14 protein-coding genes and 1 tRNA gene are annotated in these 16,220 nt (G+C 66.2%); 2 read left to right on the top strand and 13 right to left on the bottom strand.

All coding sequences use genetic code 11. The features are described 5' to 3' along the window. Positions 1-25: 25 nt before the first annotated feature. Positions 26-964, bottom strand: a complete 939-nt coding sequence (locus V3B64_RS21195) for a helix-turn-helix transcriptional regulator (protein ID WP_329914911.1) — start codon at positions 962-964, stop codon at positions 26-28. A 139-nt stretch (positions 965-1,103) separates the two neighbouring features. On the opposite strand from V3B64_RS21195, the gene V3B64_RS21190 reads away from it, so the two are divergent. Both V3B64_RS21190 and V3B64_RS21185 read left to right on the top strand, forming a co-directional pair. Then, a complete protein-coding gene (locus V3B64_RS21190; protein WP_329914909.1) occupies positions 1,104-3,434 on the top strand; it encodes a TonB-dependent receptor in 2,331 nt (776 codons plus the stop codon). A gap of 121 nt (positions 3,435-3,555) precedes the next feature. Further along, a complete protein-coding gene (locus V3B64_RS21185; protein ID WP_329914907.1) occupies positions 3,556-4,017 on the top strand; it encodes a DUF4189 domain-containing protein in 462 nt (153 codons plus the stop codon). Positions 4,018-4,101: 84 nt separating this feature from the next. Here V3B64_RS21185 and V3B64_RS21180 read toward each other — a convergent pair. The 12 genes from V3B64_RS21180 to folP all read right to left on the bottom strand — a co-directional run bounded on the left by V3B64_RS21180 (position 4,102) and on the right by folP (position 15,955). Beyond that, positions 4,102-4,194: transfer RNA gene (locus V3B64_RS21180), tRNA-Ser, on the bottom strand. Positions 4,195-4,272: 78 nt separating this feature from the next. Beyond that, positions 4,273-4,476 carry a carbon storage regulator CsrA gene (csrA, locus tag V3B64_RS21175; protein WP_004152909.1) on the bottom strand — a complete coding sequence of 68 codons (204 nt, stop codon included), beginning with the start codon at positions 4,474-4,476 and terminating at the stop codon, positions 4,273-4,275. Positions 4,477-4,623: 147 nt separating this feature from the next. After that, entirely contained in the window at positions 4,624-7,272 is a 2,649-nt protein-coding gene (gene alaS, locus V3B64_RS21170) for an alanine--tRNA ligase (RefSeq protein ID WP_329914906.1), read from the bottom strand. Between the two features lie 109 nt (positions 7,273-7,381). After that, on the bottom strand, positions 7,382-7,873 hold the full coding sequence (gene recX / locus V3B64_RS21165; protein ID WP_329914905.1) for a recombination regulator RecX: 492 nt from the start codon (positions 7,871-7,873) through the stop codon (positions 7,382-7,384). Positions 7,874-7,983: 110 nt separating this feature from the next. Next, positions 7,984-9,021, bottom strand: coding sequence for a recombinase RecA (gene recA, locus V3B64_RS21160; protein WP_049449560.1), 1,038 nt, complete (start codon positions 9,019-9,021; stop codon positions 7,984-7,986). Positions 9,022-9,225: 204 nt separating this feature from the next. Further along, entirely contained in the window at positions 9,226-9,861 is a 636-nt protein-coding gene (lexA, locus tag V3B64_RS21155) for a transcriptional repressor LexA (RefSeq protein WP_032128412.1), read from the bottom strand. Positions 9,862-10,074: 213 nt separating this feature from the next. Then, the gene (ubiB, locus tag V3B64_RS21150) at positions 10,075-11,757 is read right to left on the bottom strand and encodes a 2-polyprenylphenol 6-hydroxylase (RefSeq protein ID WP_049461320.1); all 1,683 of its coding nucleotides are present in this window, start codon (positions 11,755-11,757) and stop codon (positions 10,075-10,077) included. Between the two features lie 34 nt (positions 11,758-11,791). Next, entirely contained in the window at positions 11,792-12,286 is a 495-nt protein-coding gene (locus V3B64_RS21145) for a nicotinamide-nucleotide amidohydrolase family protein (RefSeq protein WP_010484249.1), read from the bottom strand. A 122-nt stretch (positions 12,287-12,408) separates the two neighbouring features. Continuing rightward, positions 12,409-13,719 carry a ribosome rescue GTPase HflX gene (hflX, locus tag V3B64_RS21140; protein WP_032128411.1) on the bottom strand — a complete coding sequence of 437 codons (1,311 nt, stop codon included), beginning with the start codon at positions 13,717-13,719 and terminating at the stop codon, positions 12,409-12,411. Between the two features lie 14 nt (positions 13,720-13,733). Next, positions 13,734-14,009, bottom strand: coding sequence for an RNA chaperone Hfq (gene hfq, locus V3B64_RS21135; RefSeq protein ID WP_004152891.1), 276 nt, complete (start codon positions 14,007-14,009; stop codon positions 13,734-13,736). A 96-nt stretch (positions 14,010-14,105) separates the two neighbouring features. Further along, positions 14,106-15,059 carry a tRNA (adenosine(37)-N6)-dimethylallyltransferase MiaA gene (gene miaA, locus V3B64_RS21130; RefSeq protein WP_180859969.1) on the bottom strand — a complete coding sequence of 318 codons (954 nt, stop codon included), beginning with the start codon at positions 15,057-15,059 and terminating at the stop codon, positions 14,106-14,108. Next, a complete protein-coding gene (gene folP / locus V3B64_RS21125; RefSeq protein WP_329914904.1) occupies positions 15,059-15,955 on the bottom strand; it encodes a dihydropteroate synthase in 897 nt (298 codons plus the stop codon). Before folP ends, miaA begins: the two co-directional genes overlap by 1 nt. Positions 15,956-16,220 lie beyond the last annotated feature (265 nt).

Raw genomic sequence — 16,220 nt, 5'->3', positions numbered from 1 at the left:
GCGCACTGCCGACGGTGGTCCGGACTCAGCGAAGCTCGCTGGGCGCGATGCCGTAGCGCGCGCGGAATGCGGTCGCGAAATTGGTGGCGTGCCGGTAGCCGACGAAATGTGCGGCCTGCTGCACGCTGCAGCCCTGCCGCAGCTGCTCGCAGGCCAGCTGCAGGCGCCGCTCGCGCAGCCAGGCGAACACCGAACACCGGTGCACCTGCTGGAACTTCAGCCGCAGGCTGCTCGAGCTCATGCAGGCCAGGCGCGCCAGATCCTCCAGGCTGTGGTCAGCCGCAGGTGATGCCTGCAGGCAGTCGATCACCCGTTGCAGCATGCGGCGATCACGTGCTGAAACACGCTGGTCCGGCGATGCCTCCTGGGCAGGCGCACCCAACGCCATCGCCAGCATCTGCAGGCCCACACCCTCGCACAGCAGCGCATGCATTGCGCCCTGCCAGGTCCCCGACAGCAACTGTTCGGCGGCATGTTCAAGATGCGCGGGTACCTGCCAGCTGTGCAGCCGCCGGCGACCATGGCGATGCGCCTGCAACAGCAGTTCGCTGATCACCGGATCATCCATCTCGGCCGGTGCATCCAGCGAGACATTCAGACTGCGCATCCGTTGACCGGCCGGATGAATCGCAGTCATCGGCGTGGCATCGGCCAACATCATCGCGCCGGCGCCGCGGTTCATGCCGATCACAGCCTGCCCTTCCAGGCGTGCTCTGGCACGACCTTCCAGCATCACGATCGCAGCGAACGGCGGGGGTGCCTCCGAAGTCGCCTCGAACGGCTGATGCGCGACCACGTCCGACAGCGCCAGGCTGATGCCAGGGCGCAAGCAGCGCTGTTCCACCCTGCCCTCGACCACGCACAGCGCGCCCGAATCCGCAGCGGACGCAAGTGCAGGCAGCCGATAGCGGAAGCCGCTGCTGCGGCCCAGGCGGTCCAGGTCGGCGAGGGTGAGGCTGTGCATGGTGCGCCCGTGAAAAATCACCCGCCATTCTCATATGAGAACCGTTCTCATATCCAGCCCTGGTGGCAAGGCCCAATCCGCCCTTGTCGATACAAATAGTTACGTTATAACATTTCACATCAACTTCACGGATCGTGTCATGCGCCGCCATCTCCTTGCTGCAGCCATTCTGTTCGCCGTCCACACCGCCCAGGCCGCGGACGAACCCACCCTCCCCACCCTCCAGGTCCAGGCCACCCAGCCTTCGCGCATCGACAGCCGGGTCACCGTCGACAATCCGCAGGCGCAGAACCGCACCCTCGGCGGCCTGCTCGAACACGTCTCCGGTGTGCAGAGCAGCGCCTTCGGGCCAAACGCGGGCGCTCCGGTCATCCGCAGCCTCAGCGGCAACCGCGTGCAGATCCTGCAGGACGGCCAATCGATTCTGGGCATGAACGCGATCAGCGGTGACATCAACATCCCGTTCGATCCGCTGTTCGTACGCAGCGTCACCGTCAACAAGTCCTCCGACACCGTGCGCTATGGGGGCAATGCGATCGGCGGCAGCGTGGAGATCGACTCGGCCCTGATCTCGCGCAGCATGGAAGACAAGGACCAGTCGATGGAACTGGTCCTGCGCAAGGGCTTCAACGCGGCCGACGCGCAGGGCTTCCGCATGAACTTCAACAACCAGCGCAACATCTCCACCAATCTGCAGGTGTCGCGGCAACGCATCTCGCACTACGACATCCCCGGCAACAGCAAGGCCAGCGTCTGCAACACCGGGCTGTTCCCGGCCGGCGGGGGCGTCAACTCGGCACTGGCCGACGCCTGCCAGAAAGAGGCGCGCGTCCAGCAGCTCTACAACAAGGCCTCGCAGCCGTACATCGACCAGTTCATGACCGAGAACCCGGACTGGGCCGATGGTGATTTCTCGTTCTACACCAACAATCCGACCTCGGTCTGGCAGCGCCGCACCTACGTCAATCCGATCAATCCGGCCTACGTCGCAGGCACGCCTTCATACGTGCAGAAGCAGATCAACAACGATGTGACGGCCGACTACCATCGCCGGCTGGGCAACAGTTATGCGCGCAACAGTCAGGTGGCCTTCGGCTCGACCCTGTTCTTCGACCGTGGCTACGTCGGTGTCAGCATCGATGCCAAGGACAGCGAGTACGGCGTACCGGGCTTCTCGATGCAGAACCTGTCGTTCGGTTCCAACTATGCCGATGGCCTGCCGGTGGGCGTGGTGATCAAGCAGCAGCGCTACGCGCTGGAAGCCCTGCTGCGTGATCCACTGCCGTGGTTCGAGCGCGCGGAACTCCGTGTTTCCAAGCTGGACAACACCTCAGGCGAGCGGCTGGGCGCCACCAAGGCCAACGACTACGATTTCGAGAGCACCCAGGCCGAGCTGCTGCTCAGCCATCAACGCATCGGCCCTCTCAGCGGCCTGCTCGGTTTCAGCCATCAGTCGCGTGATGTCACCGGCAGCGGCTCGCAGCGCTACCTGCCGGACGTGGACACGCGCAGCAATGCGGTGTTCCTGAAGGAGACGCTGGACTTCGGCTGGGCCACCTTCGATGCCGGCGTGCGCCACGAGCGTGTGGATCACGAATTGCAGCCCAGCCGCTTCAAGACCGCGCGCAATGCCGCCAACACCAAACTGCAGGACCGCGACTACCGGCTCAACAGCTACAGCCTGGGTTCGTATGTCGAGCTGGGGCCGATGTTCGCGGCCAAGGTGCGCTACTCGTCTTCGCAACGTGCCCCGGAGATCAACGAGCTGTATGCCAGCAACGCACACTACTCGGTGATGACCCAGGAAGAAGGCAACCAGAATCTGGAACCGGAACGCGCGAAGAACCTGGAACTGACCGGCCTGTTCCATCTCGGCGGTTTCGAGCTGTCCGCTACCGCGTACCGGATGAAGTACGAGAATTATCTCTACCTCGGCTACTCCGGCCTGCAGACCGCCAACCGCCTGCCACTGAAGTACTGGAAGCAGACCGACACCACGGTGAAGGGCTTCGAGATCGATGCTTCGCAGGCATTGGACCTGGGCCGCTTCGGCACGTTGAATGTGTCCGCCTTCGCCGACCTGGTGAAGAACAAGGCCGACCGCCCCGATTCGCTGCGTGCCCACAATGACGGCGAGTACCTGCCGAACATGCCGACCAACCGCTACGGTGCCAACCTGCAATGGCAGCGCGAGGGCTGGAAGGCGCAGCTGTCCAGCACCTACTACGACACGCAGAAGTACCTCGGCCGCAACGTGAGCGAGGAAGTGCCGCTGGATGCGTTCAACCTGGTCGACCTGCAGGTCAGTCGCGAACTGCCGGTACGCAACAGCTACATCGCCGGCGTGGAGGTGTTCGTCAACGGCAGCAACCTGCTCAATGAAGAAGCACGGCCGCACAATTCGCCGTTGAAGTACATCGCACCGTTGCCCGGGCGGGGCTTCCAGGTGGGTGTGACGGTGAAGCTCTGACAACCGGATGCATCGGTACACGCCTGCAGGCAGACGGCCTGCAGGCGTCGTCCATCGCACCCCCTGCGTGGTTGCGCCACGCTCCCCGGTTGATTCACCATCGGCAGAAAAGGAGAGCGTGATGAACTGGAAGCATGCGGTCTCACTGGCGCTGTTGTTGTCCGTTTCATCAGGCGCAAGTGCTGCGTCTGCGATCACCTACGACAAGGATGGCCGCTACGGCTATTCGATGAACCAATCTTCCCTCACCACTGTGATGCAGCAGTCGCTGCACTACTGCGCAGCGCGATCGCGCAATTGCGGTCAGTCCGCCAGCACCAGCAGCGAAGGCTATTCGGCCATAGCGACCGGCACGATTGCGTTGGGCTTTGCACTGGGTGAGAAGACCGCGGACGCCGCGCAGCGGAAGGCCGAAAGAATGTGCAGGGAACGTGCCAACGACTGCACGCTTGCCTTGCTGTGGCGGGAAACCCCACCTCGCTATCTTGAACCGCCACAGCTGCCCGGTGCGCCCGCTCCGGCACCAGCGGCGACGCCCGCGCCCATGCCAACGCCTGCCATCCGCACCGATCAGCCAGGATAGTCAGCTCCACGCCGGCTGTACTTTCGAGTGTCGGATAAAGAAAAACGCCTGCAGATCGAGGATCTGCAGGCGCTTCTTTGTATCTGGCGGAGTGAGAGGGATTCGAACCCTCGATAGAGCTTTTGACCCTATACTCCCTTAGCAGGGGAGCCCCTTCGGCCACTCGGGCATCACTCCGGGGTTTTCTCCGCGTCTGGTGCGTTGCACCTCAGCGGGGCGTGAATCATAACGTTAATCGAGTGCGAAGGTAAAGCGTTATTCGGCAGAATTTTCGCTACCGGTGCCACCGGCTTCGTCACCGCGCTGGATGCGCTGATAGATCTCTTCGCGATGCACAGCGACGTCCTTCGGCGCGGTGATGCCGATACGCACCTGGTTACCCTTGACGCCAAGCACGGTGACGCTCACCGAGTCTCCGATCATCAGGGTTTCGCCGACGCGGCGAGTCAGGATCAACATTTTTGTAAGTCTCCATGGAACCGTGTGGAAGGGTATCCCCCACCGGCTTGACGCTCCGTCAAGAAGCGCTACCACGACAAAGGGAAAAGATTCGCAATGGTACCGTCAGCCGTCCCGCTCCTACAAGGAGGGGGACGGCCAGGTTCATCACAGGCGGGGGCTGACCCATTCGACGACTGCAGCCAGCGCAGTGGCAAGGGCGGGCCCGTCCTCGCCACCACCCTGGGCGAGGTCCGGGCGTCCGCCGCCCTTGCCCCCGATCTGACCGGCGATATGGGACAACAGTTCCCCGGCCTTGACCTTGCCCATTGCGCTGCCGTTCACACCCGCGACCAGGGCGGCCTTGCCGTCCTGGGCGCCGGCCAGCACGATCACCGCATCGCCCAGCTGCTGCTTCAGGCGGTCCATGGCGTCACGCAGGGCCTTGGCATCGAAGCCCTCCAGGCGGGCGGCCAGCACCTTCACGCCGGCAACCTCGACGGCCTGGCCGGACAGGTCGGCCGTGGCGCCAGCGGCAACCTTGGCCTTCACGGCTTCCAGTTCGCGCTCCAGCTGCTTCTGGCGCTGGCCGAGGGCACGGATCTTCTCGACCACGTCGGCAGCGCTGCCACCGAGCAGGTCGGCGGCTTCGGCCAGGCGAGCCTCTTCCGCGTCCACGTAGTCCAGGGCACCCTGGCCGGTGACCGCCTCGATGCGGCGCACGCCGGCGGAGACGCCGCCCTCGGAGGTGATCTTGAACAGGCCGATGTCGCCGGTACGGTTGACGTGGGTACCGCCGCACAGCTCGGTGGAGTAGTCACCCATCTTCAGCACGCGCACGTGCTCACCGTACTTCTCGCCGAACAGGGCCATCGCGCCGAAGTCCAGCGCTTCCTGCATGCCCATGTTGTGCACTTCGGCTGCATTGTTGGCACGCACCTGCTGATTGACCTTGCGCTCGATCACGGCCAGCTCTTCCGCGCTGATCGGCTGGAAGTGCGAGAAGTCGAAGCGCAGGCGATCCGGCGCCACCAGCGAGCCCTTCTGCTGCACGTGGGTGCCCAGCACTTCGCGCAGGGCGGCATGCAGCAGGTGGGTGGCGGAGTGGTTGAGGATGGTGGCGCCACGACGCTCGCCATCGACCTGGCCGGACAGCACGTCACCAACCTTCAGGCCGCCTTCGGACAGGATGCCGACGTGGCCATGGAACTGGCCGGCGAACTTCTGGGTGTCGTCCACGACCAGGCGCACGCCGTTGCCGGTCAGCACGCCGGTGTCACCGACCTGGCCGCCGGACTCGGCGTAGAACGGGGTCTGGTTGGTGATCACGATGACCGCATCACCGGCATTGGCCGACTGCACCGGACGGCCGTCCTTGAGCACGGCCAGCACGGTCAGGTCATCGGCCTGCAGGCGGTCGTAGCCGAGGAAGCGGGTCGGGCTGAGGGTCGCCACCAGCTCGGCCGGCAGGGTCACGCCACCGCCGAACTTGCCTGCCGCGCGCGCGGTTTCGCGCTGCTGCTCCATCGCCGCATCGAAGCCAGCGATGTCGACGGTCAGGTCGCGCTCGCGGGCGATGTCCTGGGTCAGGTCGAGCGGGAAGCCATAGGTGTCGTACAGGCGGAACGCGTCAACACCCGGGATCACACCATTGCTGGCCTTGCCGGCCACGTCCTCGAAGATCTTCATGCCGGCATCGAGGGTTTCAGCGAAACGCTCTTCCTCGGCCTGCAGCGCACGGGTGACGGTATCCACCGCCGCCGGCAGTTCCGGGTAGGCCTCGCCCATCTGCTCGACCAGGGTCGGCACCAGCTTGCTGAAGAACGGCTGGCGCACACCCAGCATCCAGCCGTGGCGCAGGGCGCGGCGGATGATACGGCGCAGCACGTAGCCGCGGCCTTCGTTGGACGGCAGCACGCCGTCGACGATCAGGAACGAGCAGGCACGGATGTGATCGGCGATCACGCGCAGCGACTTGTTCTCCAGATCGGCGGTGCCGGTCAGCTCGGACGCCTTGCGGATCAGTGCCTGGAACAGGTCGATCTCGTAATTGGTGTGCACGTGCTGCAGGATCGCTGCCAGGCGCTCCAGGCCCATGCCGGTATCCACGCACGGTGCCGGCAGCGGCACCAGGGTGCCGTCGGGCTGGCGATCGAACTGCATGAACACCAGGTTCCAGATTTCGATGAAGCGGTCGCCGTCTTCATCCGGGGAACCCGGGGGGCCACCGGCGATGTGGTCGCCGTGGTCGTAGAAGATCTCGGTGCACGGGCCGCACGGGCCGGTATCGGCCATCTGCCAGAAATTGTCCGAGGCGAACGGCGCACCCTTGTTGTCACCGATGCGCACGATGCGCTCCTCGGGGATGCCGACCATGTCGCGCCACAGCGCATACGCTTCGTCGTCGGTCTGGTAGACGGTGACCAGCAGGCGTTCGGCCGGCAGTTTCCAGACCTGGGTCAGCAGCTCCCATGCCCAGGCAATCGCGTCCTTCTTGAAGTAGTCGCCGAAGGACCAGTTGCCCAGCATTTCGAAGAAAGTATGGTGACGTGCGGTGTAGCCGACCTGGTCAAGGTCGTTGTGCTTGCCGCCGGCGCGCAGGCAGCGCTGGACGTCGGCCGCGCGCACGTAGCTGCGCTTCTCCGCGCCAAGGAACACGTCCTTGAACTGCACCATGCCGGAATTGGTGAACAGCAGGGTCGGATCATTGCCCGGCACCAGCGGCGCCGACGGCACGATGGTGTGGCCTTTGCCCTTGAAGAATTCAAGGAAGTCGCTGCGGATCTGGGAAGTCGTGAATTTGGCGGATGCGTTCATTGGGGGCTGGCAGTCGGCGGGCCGGCGGACCCGGACCACCGGCCGCAATGGCCAGGGTCGCGCGGGACCGCCGAAAACCTAAAGGGTATCAGGCCCGGCGCCGCCAGTCTCAGTCATCCGGGTCGTAGCGGGTCGCGCGGCGGATACTGTCACCGTCGAAGCCCCGTCGGGCCAGCAGGTCCGCAGCCTTGCGACGCTGCGCCAGGTCCTGCGGGCCGGTTTCGCCGAAGCGGCGGCGGACCAGGTCGCGGGCGTTCTCCTGCCAGTCGCCTTCATAGCTGTCCATCGCCGCGGCGATCGCCTCGCTGTCCAGGCCATGGGTGCCGAGCTCGGCGCGCACGTGGATCGGCCCGTAGCCGGTATTGGCACGCATCCGCACCAGGTTCTCGGCAAAGCGGGTGTCATCCTGCCAGCCCGCCTCGGTCAGCTTGGCAACAGCGGCCTGCGCGGCCTCATCCTCGATGCCACGGGCGGTCAGCTTGCGGGTCAGCTCTTTGCGCGAGTGTTCGCGGCGGACCAGCAGGCCCAGCGCCCGTTGTACCGGGGTCTGCTCGCGCGGCCGGCGTTTGCGGCCGGTGGGAATGTCGTCGGCGTCGGACATCGGTGCTCCAAGGGTGGCGCCATCCGTGGCGCCCAGCCCATCCCTGGGCGATTCGAACCTGCGGGACAGGGCGACGTCACTGACGGCGCCGCCCTGCCCCACAGCAAGCCTTATTCGTCGTCGCCTTCGTCGTCGCCTTCCTCACGGGTGGCTTCGGTCGGCTGGAACTTCTCGCGCAGCTCGGCTTCAAGCTTGGCAGCGACCGTCGGGTTGTCGCGCAGGTAGCCACGGGCGTTGTCCTTGCCCTGGCCGATACGCTCTTCACCGTAGCTGTACCAGGCGCCGGCCTTCTCGACCAGCTTGGCATCCACACCCATATCGATCAGCTCGCCCTCGCGGCTGATGCCTTCGCCGTACAGGATCTCGGTGATGACCTGCTTGAACGGAGGCGCCAGCTTGTTCTTGACGACCTTGATCTTGGTCTGGTTGCCGATGATCTCGTCGCCCTTCTTGATCGCGCCGATACGGCGGATGTCCAGGCGCACCGAAGCGTAGAACTTCAGCGCGTTGCCGCCGGTGGTGGTTTCCGGGCTCTGGCCCGGCATCATCACGCCGATCTTCATGCGCAGTTGGTTGATGAAGACCACCAGGGTGTTGGAGCGCTTGATGTTGCCGGTCAGCTTGCGCAGCGCCTGGCTCATCAGGCGGGCCTGCAGGCCCGGCAGCTGGTCGCCCATCTCGCCTTCGATTTCGGCCTTCGGGGTCAGCGCGGCGACCGAGTCGATCACCAGGATGTCCACCGAACCCGAACGGACCAGCATGTCGGCGATTTCCAGCGCCTGCTCGCCGGTGTCCGGCTGCGACAGCAGCAGGTCGTCCACGTTCACGCCCAGCTTGGCGGCGTAGATCGGGTCCAGCGCGTGCTCGGCGTCGATGAAGGCCGCGGTGCCGCCCATCTTCTGGCATTCGGCGATGGCCTGCAGGGTCAGCGTGGTCTTGCCCGAGGATTCCGGCCCGTAGATTTCAACGACACGGCCCTTCGGCAGACCGCCAATGCCCAGCGCGATGTCGAGCATCAGCGAACCGGTCGGGATGGCTTCGACGGGCTCGACCACGCGGTCACCCATGCGCATCACCGAGCCCTTGCCGAACTGCTTTTCGATCTGGCCCAGAGCTGCAGCGAGGGCGCGCTTCTTGTTCTCGTCCATCGGATTGGTCCTTGCAGAGGTCGTGTCGTTGGAGGTGCTGTCTTTGGGGGTCTTCTTTGCCATGGGTTCACTTTAAGTCGGACGTATCGCACAGGCTGAGATTCTGCCCGGCGCTCTGAAAAGAATTATCGGACATCCGTACCAACCTCAGTGGAACCAGAGAATCGCCACAAAAGACCGCGGGGTAATGCGCTATGGAACGGGTCAACGGTTGGGTCGCAACAGGCCGCAATAGAGGCCCTCGATCGAGAAGTCCTGGTCCGGCAGCACCTCGATCGGCTTGTAGTCGGGGTTGCGCGGCAGCAGGCGGATACGATCCTTGGCGATCTTCAGCAGCTTGACGGTGATCTCGTCATCGATGCGGGCCACCACGATCTGTCCGGAATGGGCATCGCGGGTGCGGTGCACACCGATCAGGTCACCGTCGAAGATGCCCTCGTCGATCATCGAATCGCCCTGCACCTTCAACAGGTAATCCGGTGCCGGCGAGAAGAACACCCGGTCCAGCACCACGAAGTCGTCCGAGCCGATATCGGCACCGATCGGCAGGCCGGCTGCGACACGGCCCAATACCGGCAGGCGCAGGACGCTGTCGGGCAGGCCCGGCTCGGCCAGCTTCTCGACCGGTGGCGCCTGTACCAGGCGGATGCCGCGGGCCTGGCCCGGGATGCGACGGATCGCACCGGCCTGCTCCAAGGCTTCCAGGTGGTACTGGGCCGCGCGCACGCCCTTGAAGCCGAACGCACGTGCGATTTCAGTCTGCGACGGCGGCGCGCCTTCGCTCTCGATACGCTCGGCGATCAACTGCAGGATCGCCTGCTGGGTGTCGGTCAGGTCCATGGTTAGTAGTATTACTACTAATGAGCGGGACTGCAAGTGCCGGGGGCGACACGGCGACAGCTGTGGTGCCGAGCTGTGCTCGGTAATCGTCGCCGGGCTTGGCCTGGCTGGCAGAGACAAAGGCGAGAGCAGAAGCAGCCGACCAGCGGTCGGCTCTACAGGAATCGCGCAGCGATTCCGCGGCTCCCGTTGGGAACCGCTGCGGCAAGCACACTATGTGTGCTTGCCGCTTCTCCATATCGAAAACAGGATCCAGACGCCGCAGAAGCCGGCGCCGATGAAGCCGCACACGCCCAGTGCCAGCAGCCAGCGGCTGGAGACGCCGCCAACGCTGTGCATCACGATCGACGAGCCGATGATCAATGCGGCGGTGACGATGCCCATCACCAGCCGGTTCGCCGCACGGTTGACCTGCTCGCCGAAGCCCTGCAGCGCCGTGGTTTCCACCTTCAGCTGCAGGCGCCCACGGCGGGCGGCCTGGACCAGCTTGCGCAGGTCGCGTGGCAGTTCACCGGCGAAGTCGACCAGGCCCAGCAAGCTGCGGCGGCCGCGCTTGAGCAGGGCCCTGGGCGCATAGCGCTGCAGCACCACCCGTTCCAGGAACGGGCGCGCGGCACTGGCCATGTCGAAATCAGGGTCCAGCTGCCGCCCCATGCCTTCCAGGGTCAGGAACGCCTTGATCATCAGCGCCAGGTCGGCCGGCAGGGTCAGGCTGTAGCTGCGCAGCAGCTGGGTGATGTCGCCCAGCATCAGACCGATGCGCAGGTCCTTCAGCGGCACGCCACGGTACTGGTCGACGAACTGGCTGATGTCGTGCTGCAGCCGGTTCTCGTCCACTTCCACGCCGCCGGCCCAGTCCAGCAGCACGTCGGCCACACCCTGCGGGTCCTGCTCGACCAGCCCGTGCAGCAACTGCGCGACCTGGAAGCGGCGCACCTCCGACAACGCACCGACCATGCCGAAATCGATCACGCCGATACGGCCGTCGCGCAGGTAGATGATGTTGCCGGGGTGCGGGTCGGCATGGAAGCTGCCGTCCTCCAGCACCATCTTCAGCACGATATCGGCTCCACGCCGCGCCAGTTCGCGCCGGTCCAGCCCGGCCGCATCGACGCCGGCCAGGTCGCGCCCGGGAATGCCGTCGACGAAGTCCTGCACGTTCAGGCTTTCGCAGGTCCACTGCCAGTGCACGTCGGGAATCAGGATGTCGTCGCGGCCTTTGAAGTTGCGCGCGATGCGCTCGGCATTGCGGCATTCGGCGGCGAAATCCAGCTCGCGACGCAGCGACACGGTGAACTGCTGCACCACCTCGGCCGGGCGATAGCGGCGCAGGTCTGGCAGGCGCGCCTCGACGATCTCCGCCAGGCGGGCCAGCAGCCGCAGGTCGGCCTCGACCACATCGCGGATGCCGGGGCGACGCACCTTCAGCACCACCTCGCGACCGTCATGCAGGCGCGCGCGGTGGGCCTGCGCCAACGAGGCGGCGGCCATCGGGGTTTCATCGAGGAAGGCGAACACTTCTGAAGGCGATGCGCCAAGGTCGGCCTCGAGCTGCTCGCGGATATCCGCGTACGGCAGCGCCGGCACTGCGTTCTGCAGTTCAGAGAGCTCGGCGATCCATTCCGGCGGCAGCAGGTCGACGCGCGTCGCCAGTACCTGGCCGAGCTTGACGAAGGTCGGGCCGAGATCCTGCATCGCGCTGCGCACGCGCACCGGCGCGGTCATCCGCAACAGTTCCTGCCGCTCCTCGTTCCAGTGCAGCAGGCGCCCTGCCCGCTCCAGCGTGCTGGCCAGGCCGATGCGCCGCACCACGTCGCCGAAGCCATAGCGGATCAGGACGACGGCGATTTCCTGCAGTCGGCCCAGGTCACGGACCGTGCCCAGCGTTTCCCACATCATGCGTGCTCCGGACGATTACCGGAGCAGCATGTCACAGCTGGGCGTCGATACCGCGCAATGCCGCCGCCACGGTTTGCCGGCGGATGGCTTCGCGGTCGCCGTCGAACTGGAACAGCTCGGCACGGGCGTAGCCACCGCGGCGCTTCCAGCCAATCCAGACGCTGCCGACAGGCTTGTCCGGGCTGCCGCCACCAGGACCGGCGATGCCGGTCACCGCCACGGCGATACCGGCGCCGGAATTGACCAGCGCACCGGACACCATTTCCAGCACGGTTTCGCGGCTGACCGCGCCGAACTGCTCCAGCGTCTGCGCACGCACGCCCAGCAGGCGCTGCTTGGCCTCGTAGCTGTAGACCACCATGCCGCAGTCGAAGAACGCCGAGGAACCGGCGATGTCGGTCATGCACTTGGCGATCCAGCCACCACTGCAGCTTTCAGCGGTCACCAGCTGCAGCGAGGCCTGCTGCAGGCGCTGCCCGAGCGCGGCGGACTGGGCGTTGAGTTCAGCATCGGTGGGAATGGACATCGGCATGACGGTGGGGTGAAGAACCTGCACGTTGTACCGCAGATGACAGCTGGATGTCGCGCCCCTCCGGCACGGTTGCGCTGCCGGCCAGCGGCCGGCACTACCGGGCATGGGCCGCTACCTCACCACTCCGGCAGTTTCTCCGGCAGCAGCGCCCGGATCGGCGCGCCGTCGGCACTGGCGGCCAGCTTTTCGGCTTCTGCGATCGGCAGGTCGACCTGCAGCAGCCAGCCGTCTTCGTCGGCCTGCTCGCTGCGGATCACTTCCAACTGGTGCAGGCGCGCACGCAGGCGACCGGCATCCGGCGGCAGGCGCAGTTCGCCGGTGACATGCTGCAGGCCCAGGCGCTTGCCCAGCACCGCCTGCAGCAGCTCCAGGCCCTGCCCGTCACGCGCGGAAATCCACACCCGCTCGCGACGCGACTCATCCGGGATACCGTCCTGGCCATCGTGGCGAACGTCGGCGCCCTCGATCCGGTCAATCTTGTTGAACACCAGCAACTGCGGCAGGTCACCGGCACCGACCGCGGTCAGTACCTCGTCCACCTGGGCGATGCGCTCCTCGCGGTGCGGATCGGCAGCGTCGACCACATGCAGCAGGAAATCGGCCTCGCGCGCCTCGGACAGGGTCGAGCGGAACGCAGCGACCAGATCATGCGGCAGATCGCGGACGAAGCCGACGGTGTCGGCCAGCACCACGTTGCCGCCCGGCACCGCAATGCGGCGAACGGTCGGATCCAGCGTTGCGAACAGCTGGTCGGCGGCATAGGCCTCGGCGCCGGTCATGGCGTTGAACAGGGTCGACTTGCCGGCGTTGGTGTAGCCCACCAGCGCGACACGCGGCAGCTCGCTGCGCACGCGCGCACGGCGCATCTGGGTGCGCTGCACCTCGACCTTTTCCAGCCGCTTCTGCAGCTGCTCGACCCGCTTCTGCAACAGGCGGCGGTCGGTTTCCAGCTGGGTTTCACCCGGGCCACGCAGGCCGATCGAACCACCGCGCTGGCGCTCCAGGTGGGTCCAGCCGCGCACCAGCCGCGTGGCCAGGTGACGCAGCTGTGCCAGCTCGACCTGCAGCTTGCCCTCGTGGCTGTGCGCACGCTGGGCGAAGATGTCCAGGATCAGGCCGGTACGGTCGATCACCCGGCGCTCGAGGAAGCGTTCCAGGTTGCGCTCCTGGCCCGGGCTCAACGCATGGTTGACCAGGATCAGATCGGCACCGCTGGCATCGGCCGCGGCCTTGATCTCGTCCAGCTTGCCGCTGCCGATCAGGGTCGACGGATTCGGACGATCCAGGCGTGCGGTGATCGTCGCGGCGATGCTGGCCCCAGCCGAGCGGGCCAGATCACCGAACTCTTCAAGCACATCGTCTTCCAGCTTGCCGAAATGGGGCTGGATCAACAGGGCGTGTTCACCCTTTTTTGAGCGGTCAAACATTCACCGCTCCGGTATTACTCGTCTGCTTCATCACCTGCCTGACCACCTTCACCCGACTGCACGTAACCACCGCCCGGACCGACCTTCACGTTGCGTGCCGGAACGACCGTGGAAATGGCGTGCTTGTAGACCATCTGACTGACCGTGTTGCGCAGCAGGACCACGAACTGGTCGAACGACTCGATCGTGCCCTGCAGCTTGATGCCGTTCACCAGGTACACCGAAACCGGCACGCGTTCGCGCCGCAGTGCGTTCAAGAAAGGATCCTGCAGCGATTGCCCCTTGGACATTGCACACTCCTGATTATTGTTCTTATTGGGTTGCCGACGGTTGCCACGGCCCCCGAGCCGCCCGCCGACCGATGATGTTACACGGCTGGCGGGGGTTCAGCGTGCGACGAAGGTCGACACCGCGCCGGCCAGGCGCTCGTGGTCGATATGGGGGTCGAACCAGCGCGCATCAAGCTCGCCGCGCAGCCAGGTCAGCTGGCGCTTGGCCAGTTGGCGGGTGGCGAAGATCGCCTTGTCACGGAAGCGGGCAGCATCGCCCTCCCCGTCCAGGTACTCCCAGGCCTGGCGATAGCCGACCGCGCGCACTGCCGGCAGGTCCAGCGGCGCCTCCACGGCAGCCATTTCCGGCATCGCGCGCAACGCTCGCACCTCGTCGAGGAAGCCCTGCGCCAGCATGGCGTCGAAGCGTGCCTCGATGCGCTGGTGCAGCACCGCGCGGTCACGCGGCGCCAGGATCAGCTTGAGGGTGCGCACCGGCAACGGCGCCACGCCCGGCCGGCGCTGCCATTCAGTGATGGGGGTGCCGGTCAGGCGATAGACCTCCAGCGCCCGCTGGATGCGCTGCGGGTCGGTGGCATGGATGCGTGCGGCCGCCGCCGGATCGACCTGGGCCAGCTCTGCGTGCAGTGCCGCCCAGCCACGCTCGGCCGCCTCGGCGCTGAGTGCTTCGCGCATCGCCGGATCGGCCTCCGGCATCGGCGACAGGCCCTGCAACAGGGCGCGGAAGTACAGGCCAGTGCCACCGGCCAGGATCGGCATCTTGCCGCGTGCCACGATGTCGGCCACGACCCGGCCGGCATCGGCGGCGAATTCGGCTGCCGAGTAGGTCTGCCAGGGATCGCGCAGGTCCAGCAGATGGTGCGGCGCCTGCGCACGCTCTGCCGCATCGGGCTTGGCCGAACCGATATCCAGGTGGCGGTACACCAGCGCCGAATCGACGCTGACGATTTCGCCATCCAGCTGCTTCGCCAGGGCGATCGCGGTGGCGGTCTTGCCGCTTGCGGTCGGCCCCATCACGGCGATCGCCAGTGGCCGCCGGTCGATGCCCATCAGTCTTCGTCCGGCCAGCGGATCGTCGGCGTGGCGTCGGCGCGCGGCGTCGGCACCGCCTCGACCGCTTGCCAGATCTTCAGCGCATCGACGGTGGCCGCCACGTCATGCACGCGCACGATGCGCGCACCACGCTGCACCGCAATCAGGTGCGCGGCCACCGACGCGGCCACGCGTTCGGACGGCGTATCGCGGCCGGTCAGTTCCCCCAGGCTGCGCTTGCGCGACAAGCCGGCCAGCATCGGCACGCCCAGTTCCAGGAAGCGTTCCGAGCGCGCCAGCAGGGTCATGTTGTGGGCCGTGGTCTTGCCGAAGCCGAAACCGAGGTCGACCAGCAGGTTCTTCTTCGCGATGCCGGCCATTTCTGCAGCGAACAGGCGCTGCACCAGGAAACCGTGCACCTCGGCGACCACGTCATCGTAGTGTGGGTCAGCCTGCATGTGGCCCGGCTCGCCCTGCATGTGCATCAGCACCACCGGCACGCCGGTTGCAGCGGCGGCGTCCAGCGCCCCCTCCTGGCGCAGGCCGTAGATGTCATTGATCATGCCGGCGCCGGCGGCCACGGCCGCACGCATCACCTCCGGCTTGAAGGTATCGATACTGATCGGAACCTGGGTACGGGCGGCCAGCTGCTCGATCACCGGAAGCACCCGGCGCAGCTCTTCCTCGACCGATACCGGCGCGGCGCCCGGGCGGGTGGATTCGCCGCCGATATCGAGCAGGTCCGCGCCCTCCTCGACCAGCTTCAGACCATGTGCGACCGCGGCCTCGGTGGTGTCGTGCGCGCCGCCATCGGAGAACGAGTCCGGGGTGACGTTGACGATGCCCATGACCCGGGCACGGTCGAGGCGCAGGATGCGGCCGGCGCAATCGAGCTGGGGCGAGGTATCGAACATGGGCAATCCTGCAGGGACAACGGCGGGTAGTTTAGTTCGGCAGGACGGCGCCCTGCACCCGCAGAGGCCAGAGCGACATCAAGAGCAAGTGCGGAATTCCGTGGGATGGCGGGGTGGGGGGGGGGGTGGGGGGGGGGGGGGGGGCGCCCCCCCCCCCCCCCCCCCCCGCCGCCCCCCCCCCCCCCCCCGCCCCCCCCCCCCCCCCCCCCCCCCCCACCCCGCCTTCGACAGTTTTCTGCGATCTGCAGTAGATCCACGCCATGCG

Origin of the sequence: Stenotrophomonas sp. SMYL86 (assembly GCF_036320025.1) — a bacterium.
GTDB classification, from domain to species: Bacteria; Pseudomonadota; Gammaproteobacteria; order Xanthomonadales; family Xanthomonadaceae; genus Stenotrophomonas; species Stenotrophomonas maltophilia_A.
The sequence above is the reverse complement of the archived record's forward strand: the minus strand, read 5'-3'. Positions and strand labels throughout refer to the sequence as shown.